This window comes from Enemella evansiae, from assembly GCF_004362375.1.
Taxonomy (GTDB): domain Bacteria; phylum Actinomycetota; class Actinomycetes; order Propionibacteriales; family Propionibacteriaceae; genus Enemella; species Enemella evansiae.
On record NZ_SNXA01000013.1, the window covers coordinates 212,369 to 228,380 of the forward strand.

Genomic DNA, 16,012 nt, shown 5'->3' on the forward strand with positions numbered 1-16,012 from the left:
CGATCGTTCCCGCTCAGGCCCTCGCCGGTTCGTCACCGGCGGGGGCCTGTCCCTTCTGATCGGCGCCAGCCAGCGGGTCGTCGACGCCCTCGGGCGTACGCCCGCTCGCGCAGTATTCGATGAAGGTCTTGCCGAACGCCATGATCGGCACCACCAGCAGCGCTCCGATGATGCCGGCGACCGAGATGCCCAGGGTGATGCCGAACATCACCGCCATCGGGTGCAGGGCGACGGCCTTGCCCATCAGCAGCGGCTGCAGCACGTTGCCCTCGAGCTGGTTCACCAGGATGATCACGCCGAGCATGATCAGCGCCTGCACCCAGCCCACCGTGACCAGGGTGACCAGCACCACGACGAAGCCGGAGACCAGCAGACCGACGATCGGCACGAAGGCGGAGAGGAACAGCAGCGCACCCAGCGCCGGCGCCATCGGTACGCCCATCACGATCGCGGCGATCAGCGGGCCGACCGCGTCCACCGCGGCCACGATCACCGTGGTCCGGACGTAGGCGACCAGCGAGGTCCACCCCACCTGGCCGGCACCATCGGTCTTCTGCCGGGCCGCGGCCGGCACCAGCTTGAGCAGGAAGTTCCAGATCCGCCGGCCGTCGTAGAGCATGAAGAACATCGCCAGCAGCGCGAGCACCAGCCCGGTGAGGAAGTTGCCGACCGCACCACCGGCGGTTGCGGCATAGGTGGCGATCCGGCTCTGCTGCTGGCGCAGGTATTCGAAGGCCTGGCTGTAGTAGGAGTTCAGCTGGTCGGCGTTGATGTGCAGGGGCCCCTGGTCGAGCCACTGGGTCAGCTGCCCCCAGCCCTGGGTGACCCGCTCACCCAACTCCGCGGACTGGCCGGCGATGGTGATCCCGATGTAGGTGAGCACACCGCTGACCACCAGCAGGCCGCCGACCAGGGTGATCAGCGCGGCCAGCACCCGGGGCATGCCGGTCTTGTTCAGCAGCTTCGCGATCGGTGACAGGCCGGCGGTGAGCATGATGCCGATGGCCAGCGGAATGGTCACCGCACTCAAGGTGGCGATCAGCCAGCCGATGCCACCGGCCAGCGCCGCGAGCAGCAGCAGCCGCCACGCCCAGGCGGCACCGATCTGCACCCCGCGCGGCACCATCCGGTCGAAGTCCCGCTGGCGCTGCTGTTCGCCGACCTCGGCTCGCCGCTCCAGATCCTGTGCGCCCTGAACCCTGGCCAGTTCCGAGCGCAGCGCCCGGTTCTCCCGTTCAGCACGGTCACCCCGGCTGCTGAAGAACATGCCCCTCCTGGTGTCGTCGTGATGGGTGGTGTCGATGTTCCGAGCACTGTAGTACCCACAGCGCGGCGGGCGAGTATCCTCGCGCGGGTGGGTAGAGGTGTGGCGCTGCGGCAGTGGGTGCGGCGGCGTACCGACCTCCCCCGCGATGTCATCGTGCTGGGCCTGATCGCCTTCTGCGTGGCGGTCGGCTTCGGGGTGCTGATCCCGGTGCTGCCGGTGTTCACCAAATCGTTCGGGGTCAACAACCTGCAGGTCGGCATGGTGGTGTCGGCGTTCGCATTGGTACGCCTGGTGACCAGCCCGTTCTGTGGCCGGATCGCCGCGGTGCTCGGCGGGCGGACCACGCTGGCGGTGGGGATCTGGATCGTCGCGGTCTCCAGTGCGCTGTCCGGATTGGCGACGAGTTATCCGTGGCTGCTGGTGACGCGCGGGCTCGGCGGCGTCGGCTCGGCGATGTTCACCGTCTCGGCGATGACGCTGCTGCTGGACTCGGTGCCGCCCCGGCTGCGCGGTCGAGCCGCCGGGTTCTTCCAGAGCGGCTTCCTGCTCGGCGGGATGACCGGGCCGGCGATCGGCGGGCTGATCTCGCAGATCTCGCTGGCCGCACCCTTCTTCTACTACGCGGTGACGCTGGCGATCGCCGGCACCGTCGGGTTGCTGATGCTGCGCAACACCGGCGAGGCGCCCGCGGCGTCGACCACGGCGGCCCCGGTACGCCCGATGCGCGAGGTGCTGCGCGACCCGCGCTACCAGGCCGCCTGCCTGGCCAACCTCGGGCAGGGCTGGAACTCGATGGGCACCCGGACCGCGCTCACCCCGGTGCTGGTCGTCGAGGTGCTGCACCGCGACACCTCCTGGACCGGGATCGCCTTCGCCGTCGCCGCGGTCGTGCAGACCCTGGCGCTGGGACCGGTGAGCCGCTTCGTCGACACCGTCGGGCGTCGGCCCGCCCTGATCGCCGCCGGGTTGATCGGCGCGGCCGGGATGCTGGCGCTGCCCTGGGTGCCGAACATCTGGGCGCTGATCGGGGTGCTGGCGGTCTATGGGCTGGCGGCGGCCGCGCTCGGCACCGCTCCCCCGGCGGCGGTCGGCGACGCGGCCGGTGCCCGCGGCGGTACCCCGGTCGCGGTCTTCTCGATGTGTTCCGACATCGGCGCGATCCTGGGCCCGATCGTCGCCGGCGCGATCGCCGATCAGGTCGGGATGCCGGCCGCGTTCGCGACCGGCGCGGTGCTGCTGCTGGCCGGTGCCGCGGTCAGCCTGCGGATGCCACCGGGCGTACCGGCCGCCGAACCAGTCACCGAATCCGATGTGGGAGAACGCCGATGACCGCGAAACCGCTGACCGAACTGATCGCACCCGACTGGGCGGAGGCACTGGCCCCGGTCGCCGGCGAGATCTCCGCGATGGGTGAGTTCCTGCGCGCCGAGATCGCCGCCGGGCGCGGTTATCTGCCCGCCGGGGAGAACGTGCTGCGCGCGTTCACACTGCCGCTGGCCGAGGTCCGGGTGCTGATCGTCGGCCAGGACCCCTATCCCACCCCCGGCCATCCGGTCGGGCTGTCGTTCTCGGTGGCCCCGGACGTGCGCCCGCTGCCCAAATCGCTGGTCAACATCTATCGCGAGTTGCACGACGATCTGGGCGTACCGCCGGCGCAGACCGGGGACCTGACACCCTGGTTCGACCAGGGGGTGCTGCTGCTGAACCGGTGTCTCACCGTGCAACCCGGCAAGTCGGCCTCGCACCGCAACAAGGGCTGGGAGAAGGTGACCCAGCGCGCCATCGAGGCGCTGGTGGAGCGCCGCGGCCCGCTGGTGGCGATCCTGTGGGGCCGCGACGCCCAGTCGCTGATCCCGATGCTGGGCGGGATGCCGCACGTGAAGTCCCCGCACCCCTCCCCGCTGTCGGCGCACAACGGCTTCTTCGGCTCCCGGCCGTTCTCCAAGGTGAACGCCCTGCTGGAGCGTCAGGGCGCCGACCCGATCGACTGGGATCTCAACTGAGACAGGGTTCGCGGCGTTTCGGGGAGAGCTGGCCGACGACCATCGCGGTGAGGGCGACGGCGAAACCGAGGAGCTGCAGCGCGCTCAGCGCCTCGCCGGCGAGCAGGACACCCAGGGTCGCGGCCATCAGCGGGGAGAGCAGGCCGAGCAGCGCCGTCGCGGTGACCGGCAGCCTGCCGATGCCGGCGAACCAGATCGTGTAGCTGAGCAGCCCGCCGGCCAGCCCCAGCCACAGGTAACCGCCGACGGCGTACGAGTCGATACCGGCGGGGATCCCGTCGATCAGCAGCGCTGGTACCAGCAGCACCAGACCGGCCGCGGTGAGCAGCCAGCCGCACAGCCCGACCGCACCGACCCCCGGCGGGCGTCCCCAGCGCTTGGTGAGCACCACCCCGACCCCCATCGACAGCGCCCCGGCGATCCCCGCGAGCACCCCGGTCAGATCCAGTCCGGCACCCGGCCCGAGGACCACCAGGCCGACCCCGAGCACCCCGACCACACCCCAACCGACCCGCCACCGGGACAACCGCTCCCGCAGGATCGCCACGGCCAGAAAGGCGACCATGATCGGCTGGGTGGCGCCGAGGGTGGCGGCGACACCGCCGGGCAGGTGCTGGGCGGCCACGAAGAGCAGCGGGAAGAACGCACCCATGTTGAGGGTGCCGAGCACCAGGCTCTTCCACCACCACGAACCACGTGGCAGCTGCCGCGCGATGAGCAGCGCGATCAGCCCGGCCGGCAGGGAGCGGAGCAGGGCGGCGAACAGGGGATGGCCGGGTGGCAGCAGCTGGGTGGTGACGATGTAGGTGCTGCCCCAGACCGCCGGGGCGAGTGCGGTGATCAGGGTGCGCCCGACGCTGCCCGAGGATGCGCTCGGGGCGGTCGCCGGTTGGTTCGGAGTGGCGGTGGCGGTGGTCATGGATCCATCGTCAGACCGATTCACTGATGAGTCCAACACATGTTTTTCATCGCTTCAATGAGTTGGATCGATCGTTCTGGGGCACACTCGGGTGATGGAACTGCAGCAGTTGCGCTATGTGCTGGCGGTGGCCGAGGAACGCAGCTTCACCCGGGCGGCCGAACGCTGTTTCGTCGTGCAGTCGGCACTGAGCCACCAGATCAAGGCCCTGGAGACCGAGCTCGGCGTACGCCTGTTCGCCCGGACCAGCCGCCGGGTGCAGCTCACCGCCGCCGGGGAGGCCTTCCTGCCCGCGGCCCGCGAGGCCCTCTCGGCGACCGACCGGGCCGCCGCCGAGGCGGCCGCCGCCGAGGGTGAGATCCGCGGCGCGCTCCGGATCGGCGTGATCCCCACGGTCACCGCGATCGACATCCCCGCCGCGATCGGCGCCTTCCACCGCGCCCACGCGGCCGTCCGGGTCGGGCTGCGGGGCGGCGCCAGCGACGAGTTCATCGCCGCGATCGCGGCCGGCAGGCTCGATGTGGCGGTGCTCGGCCTGGCCGATTCGGCCCCGCCGACCGGTGTCCGCACCCGGGTGCTGGCCCGGGAACGGCTGGTTGCGGTGGTGTCGGCGGCGCATCCGCTGGCCGGGCGCCGGCGGGTCCGGCTGACCGAGTTGGCCGAGGAGACCTTCGCCGACTTCCCGGCCGGCTCACCCGGGCGTACCCAGTCCGAACTCGCCTTCACCGCCGCCGGGATCACCCGCCAGGTGGCCTTCGAGGTGTCCGGCACCGAGCTGATGCTCGAGCTGGTGCGTCAGCGGTTGGGGGTCGCGATGTTGCCGCCGGCAGTGGTCCCGGCCGATCCCGCGTTACGCACGCTCCCGGTCACCGGGGCCCCGACCCGGATCGAGTACCTCGCCTGGAGCGACTTCAATCCCTCCCCCGCCGCGGCGGCCTTCGTCGAGCTGGCCCTGCGGCGGAGCTGAGGATTCCGGGTCGGCGGGCGCCGGACCGTGATGCACGATCCGGTGGCCGATCCGATGCCCGGCGATCACCATCAGCAACCAGAGCAGGCCGAGCAGCCAGCCGGTGACCACATCGGTGAGCCAGTGGTGGCCGAGATAGATCCGGCTGGTGCCCATCGCCAGCGAGTACGCCAGGGCGAGGACGATCACCAGCACCTGGGAGAGCCGGCGGGTGAGATGGAGGCAGATCAGGTAGGCGATCAATCCGCCGAGCGCCATCGAGTTCAGCGCATGGCCGCTGGGGAAGGACGGCGAGAACTCGTACGGCGGCACGGCCAGCTCGTGCGGCGGGCGGACCCGCTCGACGTAGTCCTTGCCGATCACGGTCATCGCCAGCGATCCGGCGCCGGCCACCAGCACCATCACCACCGGTGTCCAGGAGCGCCACTTCCACGCCAGCACGATCATCACCGCGGCGGCGACGATCGGGGTGATGATCGGCCCGCCGAAGGTGGTGAACAGCGTGATCAGCTGGTTCCGCTCCGGGGTGCGGTGCGCGATCATCCAGTCCAGCATCGGCTGGTCGAATCGGGCCAGCCCGCTGTGCCGGATCACGGCCTCGTAGGTCTCGGCGACGCCCCAGGCGAGCAGGCTGATCGCCCCGACCTCGAGAAGGATCAGCGCCACGATCAGCGCCCGGGGCCGGGCGACCGGTGGGAGCCGGTTCGGCACACGGGTTGCTGGCATCCGGTGAGCGTACGCCCGATGGGCCCGATCGGGCCGCAGGGTGGGACCGGCGATCCTCGGCTGAACGCTCTCTGGTAGCCCGATCGGGCGCCGCGCAGGCTGAAGGCATGACCAGTCAGACGATCGTCGAGGTGTCAGGGCGTGGGTGGCCGAGTGACCGGCGCCGGCACCTGCTCGGTCCGCACCGGATCGTGCGCGATCCCGAACCGCTGGCTGCCGATCACGCTGAGCACCTCCAGCAACGAGCGGGCGTCGGTGCACGGCGGCGGGGTGAAGATCATGATCCGTTGACCGTCGCTGGCCGGCGAGGTGAGGGTCTGCACGTCCAGCTCGATCCGACCGACGTCGGGGTGATCGACCTTCATGGTGCCGGTCAGCCGGACCTCGACCTCGTGCTGCTCCCACAGCTCGGCGAACTCGGCGCTCTCCGCGATCAGCGTCTCGACCAGTTCGCTCGCCTCGGCGTCCGCGCCGAGCGCCAGTCGCCGGGTGTACGCCGCCCGCAGATCCGCCGCATGGGCCCGGCTGATGCAGGCGACCTCGTCGGCGGTGAACGGCGCCCGCACCAGCGGGTCGGTGAACCAGCGGCGGATGATGTTGCGCTGCTCCCCGTCAGCCGTGCAGACGCAGCCGAACAGGGCTTCGGCCACCGGGTTCTGGGTGATCAGGTTGCCCAGGTCGTCGATCACCTGGACCGGGGTGTCGACCAGCCGGTCCATGATGTGCAGCACCGCCGGGGTGACGTGCCGGCTCACCGCATCCGGGCCGAGCGGCGGTGTCTGCCCGGCCAGCAGGTAGAGGTGGTGCAGCTCGTCGCAGCTCAGCCGCAGCGCCCGACCCAGCGCACCCAGCAGCTGCGGCGAGGGCTGCGGACTGCGGCCCTGCTCCAGGCGCACGTAGTAGTCGGTCGACATCGTCGCCAGCATCGCGACCTCCTCACGCCGCAGACCCGGCGTACGCCGCCGCCCGTGGCTGCGCAGGCCCACATCGCGGGGGTCGAGCGCCTCCCGGCGCCGCCGCAGGAAATCAGCCAACTCATCGCGTCGCATCCGCATCCATCCAGTGTGACCCACCGGGCACACCCCAACCACGGACCAGGAGTCCTCCCCAGATGACCACCGATACCCGACCCGCCTCCCAGACCCGCCGCGGCACGGTGCCGCTGCTCGCCGCCGGCGTCTTCGTCGTCGGTACCTCCGAGTTCCTGCCCGCCGGCCTGTTGCCGCTGATCGCCGCCGACCTGCGGGTACCGCTGCCGGCGGTCGGCACGCTGATCAGCATGTTCGCCATCGGGATGCTGGTCGGCGCCCCGGTGATGGCCCTGCTCACCCTGCGGCTGCCGCGCCGGCTCACCCTGCTCGCCGCACTGGCCGTCTTCGGCGCGGCGCATCTGCTGCCGGTGCTGGTCGGCGGCTACGGCGTCCTGCTGGTCTCCCGCGGGATCGCCGCGGTGGCCTGCGCGACCTACTGGGCGGTGGCCTCGCTGATCGCGATCGGCACCGTCGACGAGAGCCGGGTACCGCGGGTGCTGGCGGCGCTGGTGACCGGGTTGTCGCTGGCCAACATCGTCGGGGTACCGGCCGGCACCTGGCTCGGCCAGCGGGCCGGCTGGAAGGCGGCCTTCGTCGCCGTGGCGCTGGCCAGCCTGCTGCTGTTCGTGCTGCAGGCGGTCGCGATCCGCGACCGGTCGTCGGTGCCGAGGGAACCGCTGCGGCGGTTGGCCCGCCGCGAGTTGCGGGTGCTGACCCGACCGGCCGCCCTGGTCACCCTGGGCACCACCGCGGCCTTCCAGGGTGCGGTGTTCTGCGCCTTCTCCTACCTCAGCCCGCTGCTCACCGAGGTGGCCGGCGTACCGGCCGCGATCGTGCCTCTGGTCCTGCTGGGCAACGGCGTCGGGATGCTGGTCGGGATCCGGATCGGCAACCGGCTGGTCACCGCCGGCCTGCTGGTGACGGTACGCCGCTGCCTGCTGGTGCTCGCCGGCGCGCTGCTGCTGGTGCTCGCCGCCAGCTGGCATCCGGTCGCGGTGATCGTCGCCGAGGTGCTGCTCGGGGTGGCCACCGGTCTGCTGGTACCGGCGATCAACGGCCGGATCTTCCAGGTGGCCGGCACCGCCCCCACGCTCGCCTCGGGGATGAATGTCGGGGCGTTCAACCTCGGCAACGCGGTCGGTCCCTGGCTGGGCGGGCTCACGATCGCGGCCGGCCTCGGGCTGCGCGCCCCGGTGGTGATCGGAGTCGGGCTGGCGGTGCTCGGGTTGCTGTTGACCCAGCTCTCCCGGGCGCTCGAACGGCCCGGCCCGGAGGGAGGCGCTGGGAGCCGGGGAGCATAATGGAAGACATGTTCGGACTCTCTTCCAAGCAGGCCATGGTCACCCCCGAGCGCGCCTTCCCGGGTCGCGCCGAGCCGGTGCTGGCGACCCCGACGATGCACCGGGTGCTGGGCACCGAGGTGCATTCCACGCCCGAGGGCACCGAGGAGGCGTTCTTCGCGCTGGGTTGCTTCTGGGGTGCGGAGAAACTGTTCTGGCAGCTCGACGGGGTCGAGGTGACCGCGGCCGGTTACCAGGGCGGGTTCACCCCGAACCCGAGCTATGAGGAGGTCTGCTTCGCCGGGCGGACCGGGCACGCCGAGACCGTGCGGGTGGTCTTCGACCCGCAGGTGGTCTCCTACGCCGACCTGCTCAAGGTGTTCTTCGAGAACCACGACCCGACCCAGGGGATGCGGCAGGGCAACGACGTCGGCACCCAGTACCGTTCGGCGATCTACACCACCTCGCCGGAGCAGACCAAGATCGCCACCGAGGTGCGGGACCGCTACGCCAAAGCCTTTGCCGACAAGGGATTCAGCGAGATCACCACCGAGATCGTCGAGGCCCCGGAGTTCTTCTACGCCGAGGACTACCACCAGCAGTACCTGGACGCGAACCCGAACGGTTACTGCCCGGTGCACGCCACCGGCGTCACCTGCAACTGAGCCGGCTCAGCCCCGGTACGGCGGCTGACCCCAGCCCTGATCGCCCGGGTTCTGCTGGCCCCAACCGGGCTGCTGCGGCGGCTGCTGCCAGCCCTGACCCTGATTCGGATAGCCCTGGTTCGGATAGCCCTGATTCGGGTACGCCGGCGGCGCGGGCTGGGCGCACGCCGCACCGTAGGCGCCGCGGCCGCCGTTCGGCAGTTGCGCGCGCTGGACCTGGTCGGCGTACATCACGGTCAGTACGCAGGTGAGGAACGGCACCGCCAGCAGGCTGACCAGCATCGAGAACAGCATGACGATGATCAGCCCGGGCGCCATCGCCGCCAACCCGGCGAGGACCTGGGCCGGGTCGCTGGAGCCGCTGATCTGCGAACTGCTCGGGGCCATGGCGGCCGAGACGACCTGCCCGAGCATCGACACCGCCCCATTGGCCGCACTGACGATCAGCGAGGCGACCAGGTAGTAACCCAGGGTGCGCAGCACGTTGTTCCTCGTCAGACCCCAGGAACGGCGCAGCGAGTCGATGGCCCCGGCCCCCTCGACCGCGAGCACCGGCATGAAGTAGAGGAACCGGATCTGCAGGTAGAACGCCAGCAGACCCATGGCGCCGACGATCGCCATCATCAGCAGCCAGACGCCGACGACGGCGGCGATCGCGGACTCGCCGCCGGTCCGCGAAGAGCTGATCGCGGTGAACATGGTGCCGAGCATGACCGCGACGATCACCGCGTACACCAGCACCACCACACCGATCACCAGCAGGTAGAACAGCAGCACCCGACCGACCAGCCCGCGGGTGCGGGCGGACAGATCGGCCAGGCCGGCATCCGCCCGCCCCGTGGCCGAATCATGAGCGGCGAGCGCCATCATGCCCTGGGCCTTGACGTTGATCAGCGCGGTGATCACCAGGCAGGCGAAGACCAGCACCCCGCCGAGCGCGATCAGTGGGCTGAACTCCTGCCAGCTGATCGATTGCACCATCCCGATGACCAGCGGCACGGCGGCGGCGCCGATCAGCAGGATGCCGACCGCGATCGGCAGCAGGGCCAGCACGATCAACTGCGCCAGCCGGGACTTCATCACCCGGAACGCCCCCGACAGGGTCTTCCCGAGATCGAGGGGGCTGGGCGGAAGGACGGCGACCCCGCCGGCCTGTCCGGGCGTGCTGCTGTATCCGGCGTTGCTCACGGCCCTCACCCTAGCCGCCGGTGGGCCCATCCGGCGGGTTCCGGCCATCGTCGTCGGCCCGGCTGACCGCACACCCCTTAGGCTGCCCCGGTGGGACCGAGGAGACGCTGGCCGTGGTGCTGGGCGATGCTGCTGGTCCTGATCCTGCTGGCCGGCTGCACCCGGGAGCAGCCGCGGGTGCTCGCCGACCTGTCGCTGCGCGCCACCACCCCGATCGAGGCGATGGTCCGGCACGTCACCCCCAGTTGGGCGGTGCCCTTCCGACCCGCCTCCCGACCGGCGGTCACCGAACAGGCCGTGCTCGCCTACGAGTCGGCGCGGGAGGGCCAGTTCGACCTGGTCGCCCTCGACCTGGCCGACGGCCGCGAACTGTGGCGTCGCCCGGCCAGCCTGGGCGCCGTCGCCGACGGGATCGAGCCCCGGTTGACCACCGGGAAGGTCGGCGGCCGGGAACTGGTGGCGTACCTGAGCGGCGATCCGGGTGGCCAGACCCTGCTGCTCGCCGACCCCCGGACCGGAGAGGCGGCGTACCAGCTCCCCCTCGGCACCGGCGGCAACCTGGGCAGCTGCCGGGTGATCGGCGGTATCTGCGTGGAGAAGGTCGAGGGCGGTCGCCGCACCCTGCTCCGGGTCGATCCGGACCGGGGCACGCTGGCCCCGCTGCAACTGCCCGGTGGCCCGGTGGACCAGGTCCGCCCGCTCGGCAACGGCGGTTATCTGGTACGCCGCGGCGGCGCCACGATGGTCGGGATGACCGGCGAGCTGGGCCAGTGGGAGAAACCGGTCAGCGACTGGCTCGGTACCGATGTGGACCCGGCGAGGAGCTGGCTGGAGATCACCGTCGATCAGGAGAGCACCCAGCTGCAGGTGACCGCCCGGCCGCAGCCGCTCGGCGCACCGGGGTCGGCGTTCGGGGTCGGCGAGGTCAGCCAGGCGGCGGTCAACCTGGTCGACGGTGAACTGCTCTGGTCGAAGGAGGGCCGCTCCTGGGTGTGCCCCGGTGGCGTCGCACTGGCCTGCACCGGTGACAAGCTCGGCTTCACCCGCAGCCCGAGCGGTGCGGTACGCCCCGGTGGTGCCGGGGTGACCTATCTGGCGGCCGACGCCGCCGGTGAGGAGCTGTGGCGCCGCGAGGTGGCGAATCCCGGGCCGCCGACCAGCGGCAAGCTGCCCGTCCGTGCCCCCGCGGCCACCCCGGTGCTGGCCAGCAACGGCCGGTTGATCGCCCTGGACCCGGAGTCCGGGGAACAGACCACACTCGGTGACGAGCAGTGGCTCGCCTGTGACCAGGTGCGCACCTTCCGGGCCCGGCAGCGGTCCGACCCGACCCGACCGATGGTCGATTTCCGTGTCACCACGTCGATTCCGTGCAATGCCACCGGCCGGAGCGCCGCCGAACCGGCCCAGTTCACGATCGCCGGGATCCTCGCCGTGGCGGCGACCCGGCCGCTGAACGACCGCGACCCGACGATCCCGGGGCACTACGCGGTCGCCCTCCCCGAGCAGCTCGCGCTGTATCGCTAGCCACTCGGCCGCCGGTCAGCCGCGGCGGAGGGTGGACGCGGCCTGCTCGACCTGGGCGGCGACGGGGTTGCCCTCGCGGACGAAGGTGATCAACTGGGCGAGCTTGCCGGGCTGGCCGGAATCCACCACGGTGATCGTGACCAGCAGCGGCCGGGCCTCGCTCGGCGAGTTCATCCGGGCGGTCGTCCGGTGGCCCTGCATCCCGCCGATCTCGATCGGTTCGGTGCGGGCGCCCTCGGCCTTCGTCGGCTTGTCGCTGGAGAGGGTCCCCTCCATGCAGGAGAGCACCTGCTCCCCCGCGGTCGCGGTATCGGTGAACCCGTTGCCGGCGCTCAGCCCACCGAGCACGATGCCGGCCTCCTGCCCGCCGGAATAGACCCCGAAGGCGGAGAAGTCGTCGGCCCACTCCCAGTAGCTCTTGCTGTAGCGGAAGGCGAAATTCGACGGTGCGTCGTAGCGCGCCCCGGTCGAGGAGTAGCTCGCGGCCTGCAGATTGGTGGCATTGCCGTTGCCGTTGTCGCAGCGCAACCGGACCGGTCCGCTCGGCGTACCGGCAGCGCTCGGGACCGACGGTGCGGCCGACGAGGACGGCGCCGGGCTCGGCTGGCCGCCACCGGTCCGCCACAGGGCGACCCCGATGATCACCGCGATCAGCACGAACACCGCCCCGCCGATCACCAGCGGGGTCCTCGAGCGCGGCGGCTGGGGTGCCGGACCGGTGGGGGCAGGAGGTACGCCGAGGCTCGGCCCGGCCGGTCGGTCGGCGCCCTGGCCGAGCGGTTGCAGCCCGGACCGGCCCAGTTCGGCCGGCGTCGGCCACGGGGTGTTCGGATCGCGGGTGGTGACCGGCGTCCAGACCTGACCGTCCCAGAACCGGAAACTCTGCGGTTGTCCGGACGGATCGGGGTACCAGCCTGGTGGTTGCACGGGCGGGATTCTAGTCGCACCAGGGGCGAAGCCCTTCTCGTGCGAGGGCGCGCGCAGCTCCTACCGCGTCGGGGGCTTGCGCCCCACTCTCTTGTACGCCGAGACGCTGGGTTCGTCGGCGAGCCAGAACCGCAGCGGCTCCTCCGCGGCCCGGGACACCCCGACCCGGGGCCCGGTCAGCAGCCGGATCGGGTCGGGACCCGCCGGGTCGCCCGGCTCCAGGCGTACCGCCGACCGCGGATCGAACAGGTCGGTGTCCCCGTCCGCCATCGTGATGCCGAGTGCCCTGGTCAGGCAGCCCGGGCCGCGCGCCAGCCAGGCGTCGCGCACCGACGGCCCGCGGCGCTCCCGGGCCACCTCGATGCCGTCGATCACCCGACCGGCCCGGATCAGCACGGCGTTCGCCACCCCGGCCGGGGAGGAGACCACATTGCAGCAGACGTGCCCGTGCATCTGGTAGGTGTACAGATGTCCCGCCGGGCCGAACATCACCGCGTTCCGCCGGCTCGGCCCGCGCCAGGCGTGCGAGGCCGGGTCGTCCTGCCCCTCGTACGCCTCCACCTCGGTGATCCGGACCGCCACCGGCCCGCGGCGCAGCACCGCCCCGAGCAACCGGGGCGCGGTCTCGGCGGCGGTCGGCCCCAGCGGGATGTGTGCCGGACTCACCCGGCCGCCTCCACCGCGGGCGGCCCGTCCGGGGCACCCGCCGACGGCAGCTCCTCGACCATCGCCGCCACCCGGGCCTGTTCACCGCAGACCAGCAGATATTCGGTGGTGCGGGTGTGGCTGACCCGGCCGACCTTCACCCCGGCCGGGTTGTGGATGCCGATCCGGGCGCCGACATGCCGCGCGGTGTCGAACTCCAGCACCTCGACGCTGCGTCCACCGGTGCCGCAGAGTTCCCGCAATGTCTCCAGGGGCAGGAATCCCTCGTTGTTGTAGGAGACGAGCAGCACCTCGGCGCGCAGCTCGGTGAGCACCCGGGCGAACTCGGCGGGCATCCGCCGGCGGCTGTTCCAGGGGCTGTGGGTGTGTGCGCCGCGGGCGTCGATGCGCTTGCAGGCGATCCCGTAGTGCTCGGGTTCGTCACCGCGGACCAGGGTCTCCCAGACGTGGTAGTTGGTGAAGTAGCGGTGCTGGTTGTGGGGCGGGTCGAGATAGGCCAGGTCGACCGGCGGCAGCCGGCGTACCGCCTCGTAGGCGTCCAACCGCCAGGCCGTGCCGACCCCCGGCGCCGGCACCGGGGCGCGCAGCTGCAGCGCGCGGTGGGAGCGGGTGGACCAGCTCTTCAGGAAGGCCATCTGCAACCCGACGGTCGAATCGACACGGTCCGCGGCCTCCAGCAGCGCGGTCAGCAGCAGCGGCCGCAAGCGATGATCGGCGTACCGCTCGTCGATTCCGGCGCGGATCGCGTCGATCCGCATTCCGTTGTGCGGCTGGAAATAGCGGGCCCGTTCGCAGAACACCTCGGTCACGTAACCGCGTCGGCCGGGCAGCGCCGCCAGCTCCGCCAGCGCCTCGGCGAGCTCGGCGGGGTCGACGGTCTCCGGGTCGGTCTCGACATAGCACTGGGCCAGCACCTCGGCGTACGCCGCGGTGTCGTTGGCGTGCACCGACCCGCCGCGGCGGAGGAACTCCTGGGCGACCCGGGTGGTCCCGGTGAACAGGTCGACCGCGGTCCGGGCACCGGAGCGGGCGAACAGTTCCCCGAGCACCGGCACCAGGGTCCGCTTCGATCCCAGGTACTTGATCATCGTCCTTCGAGCCTACGCGGTCGCCCCGGCCGGGTTCGGGGGTGTGCGGGGACGGTGGCCACGCAGGGTAAGTTCGTCGCGTGGAGACGCGGCACTTCCCCCGAACCTGGCGGACGCTGCTCGTGGGTCTCGCCGTGCTGATCACCGCGGTCCAGGTGGTCCGGCCGGGCATCAACCAGGACGTCCGTTACGTGCTCGGCGGGTTGCAGGTGACCGCCGGTGCGGGTCTGGGCTGGAGCGAGACCTGGGTGCACCGGCCGTTGCTCAGCCGCGGGCTGATGGCGCTGATCGGCGCCCTCTCCCCCGGTGAGTACTGGACCGAGGAGATCATGGTCCGGCTCGTCTCGATCCTGCTCGCGGTCTGTGCCGGGGTGCTGCTGTATCGCAGCCTGCGCCGCTGGGCGGGCGTCCGCGGGGCCGAGTGGATCGGGTTGGCGGCCACCGCCGCGCTGGCCTGGGCACCCGGGTGGGACTTCGCCGAACCCGAGTGGTACGCCGCAGCGCTCGCGGTGCTGGCGATCGGGGTCGCGCTGGCCCGCGACCGCAGCCGGTTCCTCGGGCCGCTGCTGGCCGGGTTGCTGCTCGCGGTGGTGGTGCTGCTGAAGTTCACCACGGCAGCGACCGCGCTGGCCGCGATCCTGCTGCTGGCCGCGCTGGATCGCCGGCTGGCGCTGCGGACCGCGGTCGTCACCGCGGTCGGCACGCTCACCCTGTTCGGGATCACGGTCGCGGTCGAACCGCGCGAATGGCAATGGCTGCAGGACATGCCGGCGCTCAACCCGCCGCTCACCGCCGCCGCACTGGCCGCCAGCGGCAAGGGGCTGGTGAACGAGCTGGTCGTCTCGCCGATCATCGTGGTGGCCCTGGTCGCCCAGGTCTGGTTGTGGCACCGCGGCGGCAGTCACCGCCGCTGGGCACTCGGCAACCTGCTGGTGATGGCGATCCTGACCGTGCCGTTCCTGGTGCAGCACCAGAACTTCCTCTACCACCTGGCGGCGCTGCCGGTCTTCTCGGCGGTCTCGGTCGCCACCATCGCGCACCGGGCGATCCGCGCCGGCGACGGCGTACCGATCGCACTGCCGATCACCGCCGCGCTCGGCTTCGCCGTCTCCTGCCTGCTGTTCGTGCCCGGTACCAGCTTCCGCACCCGGAATTCCTGGCTGGCGCTCGCCGGTGAGCTGGCCGTGGTCGCGGTCGGGGTGCTGCTGGTCTACTGGCAGCCGTCGGCGTTTCGGGAGATCTTCTCCGAACGGATCTCCTCGGGCCGGGGCTGGATGGCGATGTGCTGCCTGCTGCCGCTGGTGGTGACGCTGTCACCGCGGGCGACCTACTCGTTCTCGCTGGCGCACCGCACCGTCACCCCGGCGGTCAACCTGACCGCGGCCAAGTACGCCGGCGCCACCGCCGAGCGGGTGCATCACGTGCTGCCGCCGGATTCCCAGGTGATCTATCTGGCCTTCAACACCCAATGGGTGCTGCGCAACCCGACGCCCTGCCGGTACGCCTCCCCCACCTTCCTGCAACGCGCCACCGGCAAGCAGGCGGCGGCCATCGAGGCCACCCAGAGCTTCGCCGAGAACCTGGCCTGTCTGAGCAATCCGCGGGCCCGCTACGTGGTGATCGAGGAGAGCTGGTTCGACGTGGAGAAGGCGAACCCGCTGGTCACGGCCGCGCTGACCAACAACTTCGACTGCGAACGCCGCATCTGGGCGGCCGACGGCCTGGTGATCTGCCCGCGCCGCTGAGCCCCGGGCGTACCGC

Annotated in this window: 15 protein-coding genes; 7 read left to right on the plus strand and 8 right to left on the minus strand. The window is 71.5% G+C overall.

Annotated elements, in window-relative coordinates; translation table 11 throughout:
* Positions 1–13 precede the first annotated feature (13 nt).
* The gene (locus C8D81_RS18645) at positions 14–1,267 is read right to left on the minus strand and encodes an AI-2E family transporter (protein ID WP_133626579.1); all 1,254 of its coding nucleotides are present in this window, start codon (positions 1,265–1,267) and stop codon (positions 14–16) included.
* An 87-nt stretch (positions 1,268–1,354) separates the two neighbouring features.
* Here C8D81_RS18645 and C8D81_RS18650 point away from each other — a divergent pair, with 87 nt between their 5' ends.
* Together C8D81_RS18650 and C8D81_RS18655 are read left to right on the plus strand one after the other, a co-directional pair.
* Positions 1,355–2,596: an MFS transporter gene (locus C8D81_RS18650; protein ID WP_229237985.1), complete on the plus strand. Its 1,242-nt coding sequence runs from the start codon at positions 1,355–1,357 to the stop codon at positions 2,594–2,596.
* Entirely contained in the window at positions 2,593–3,270 is a 678-nt protein-coding gene (locus C8D81_RS18655) for a uracil-DNA glycosylase (protein ID WP_094356023.1), read from the plus strand. The genes C8D81_RS18650 and C8D81_RS18655 overlap by 4 nt, the downstream gene beginning before the upstream one ends.
* Here C8D81_RS18655 and C8D81_RS18660 read toward each other — a convergent pair.
* Entirely contained in the window at positions 3,263–4,189 is a 927-nt protein-coding gene (locus tag C8D81_RS18660; RefSeq protein ID WP_133626581.1) for an EamA family transporter, read from the minus strand. The two genes, C8D81_RS18655 and C8D81_RS18660, sit on opposite strands and share 8 nt — an antisense overlap.
* Positions 4,190–4,283: 94 nt before the next feature.
* On the opposite strand from C8D81_RS18660, the gene C8D81_RS18665 reads away from it, so the two are divergent.
* A complete protein-coding gene (locus tag C8D81_RS18665; RefSeq protein WP_133626582.1) occupies positions 4,284–5,156 on the plus strand; it encodes a LysR family transcriptional regulator in 873 nt (290 codons plus the stop codon).
* On the opposite strand, the gene C8D81_RS18670 is transcribed toward C8D81_RS18665, so the two are convergent.
* Together C8D81_RS18670 and C8D81_RS18675 are read right to left on the minus strand one after the other, a co-directional pair.
* Complete coding sequence (locus tag C8D81_RS18670) at positions 5,040–5,882, minus strand: phosphatase PAP2 family protein (protein ID WP_133626583.1); 843 nt, start codon at positions 5,880–5,882, stop codon at positions 5,040–5,042. The two genes, C8D81_RS18665 and C8D81_RS18670, sit on opposite strands and share 117 nt — an antisense overlap.
* Positions 5,883–6,016: 134 nt before the next feature.
* A complete protein-coding gene (locus C8D81_RS18675) occupies positions 6,017–6,937 on the minus strand; it encodes a helix-turn-helix transcriptional regulator (RefSeq protein WP_133626584.1) in 921 nt (306 codons plus the stop codon).
* 56 nt (positions 6,938–6,993) lie between these two features.
* On the opposite strand from C8D81_RS18675, the gene C8D81_RS18680 reads away from it, so the two are divergent.
* Complete coding sequence (locus C8D81_RS18680; protein ID WP_133626585.1) at positions 6,994–8,214, plus strand: MFS transporter; 1,221 nt, start codon at positions 6,994–6,996, stop codon at positions 8,212–8,214.
* Positions 8,215–8,222: 8 nt separating this feature from the next.
* On the plus strand, positions 8,223–8,858 hold the full coding sequence (msrA, locus tag C8D81_RS18685; protein ID WP_133626586.1) for a peptide-methionine (S)-S-oxide reductase MsrA: 636 nt from the start codon (positions 8,223–8,225) through the stop codon (positions 8,856–8,858).
* A 6-nt stretch (positions 8,859–8,864) separates the two neighbouring features.
* Here the strand turns inward: msrA and C8D81_RS18690 are convergent, their stop codons facing one another.
* A complete protein-coding gene (locus C8D81_RS18690; RefSeq protein ID WP_166646893.1) occupies positions 8,865–10,046 on the minus strand; it encodes a DUF7847 domain-containing protein in 1,182 nt (393 codons plus the stop codon).
* 90 nt (positions 10,047–10,136) lie between these two features.
* Between C8D81_RS18690 and C8D81_RS18695 the strand changes: the two genes are divergently transcribed.
* A complete protein-coding gene (locus tag C8D81_RS18695; RefSeq protein WP_133626588.1) occupies positions 10,137–11,570 on the plus strand; it encodes a hypothetical protein in 1,434 nt (477 codons plus the stop codon).
* Positions 11,571–11,585: 15 nt separating this feature from the next.
* Here the strand turns inward: C8D81_RS18695 and C8D81_RS18700 are convergent, their stop codons facing one another.
* Genes C8D81_RS18700 through C8D81_RS18710 form a run of 3 tightly spaced genes read right to left on the minus strand, consistent with a single transcriptional unit; the run spans position 11,586 to position 14,251 of the window.
* Positions 11,586–12,497 carry a DUF2510 domain-containing protein gene (locus C8D81_RS18700; RefSeq protein WP_166646894.1) on the minus strand — a complete coding sequence of 304 codons (912 nt, stop codon included), beginning with the start codon at positions 12,495–12,497 and terminating at the stop codon, positions 11,586–11,588.
* A 60-nt stretch (positions 12,498–12,557) separates the two neighbouring features.
* Positions 12,558–13,163, minus strand: a complete 606-nt coding sequence (locus C8D81_RS18705; protein WP_133626590.1) for a DNA-3-methyladenine glycosylase — start codon at positions 13,161–13,163, stop codon at positions 12,558–12,560.
* The gene (locus C8D81_RS18710; protein WP_133626591.1) at positions 13,160–14,251 is read right to left on the minus strand and encodes a DNA adenine methylase; all 1,092 of its coding nucleotides are present in this window, start codon (positions 14,249–14,251) and stop codon (positions 13,160–13,162) included. Before C8D81_RS18710 ends, C8D81_RS18705 begins: the two co-directional genes overlap by 4 nt.
* An 80-nt stretch (positions 14,252–14,331) precedes the next feature.
* Between C8D81_RS18710 and C8D81_RS18715 the strand changes: the two genes are divergently transcribed.
* The gene (locus tag C8D81_RS18715; RefSeq protein WP_094356011.1) at positions 14,332–15,996 is read left to right on the plus strand and encodes a hypothetical protein; all 1,665 of its coding nucleotides are present in this window, start codon (positions 14,332–14,334) and stop codon (positions 15,994–15,996) included.
* The last annotated feature ends 16 nt before the right edge of the window (positions 15,997–16,012 follow it).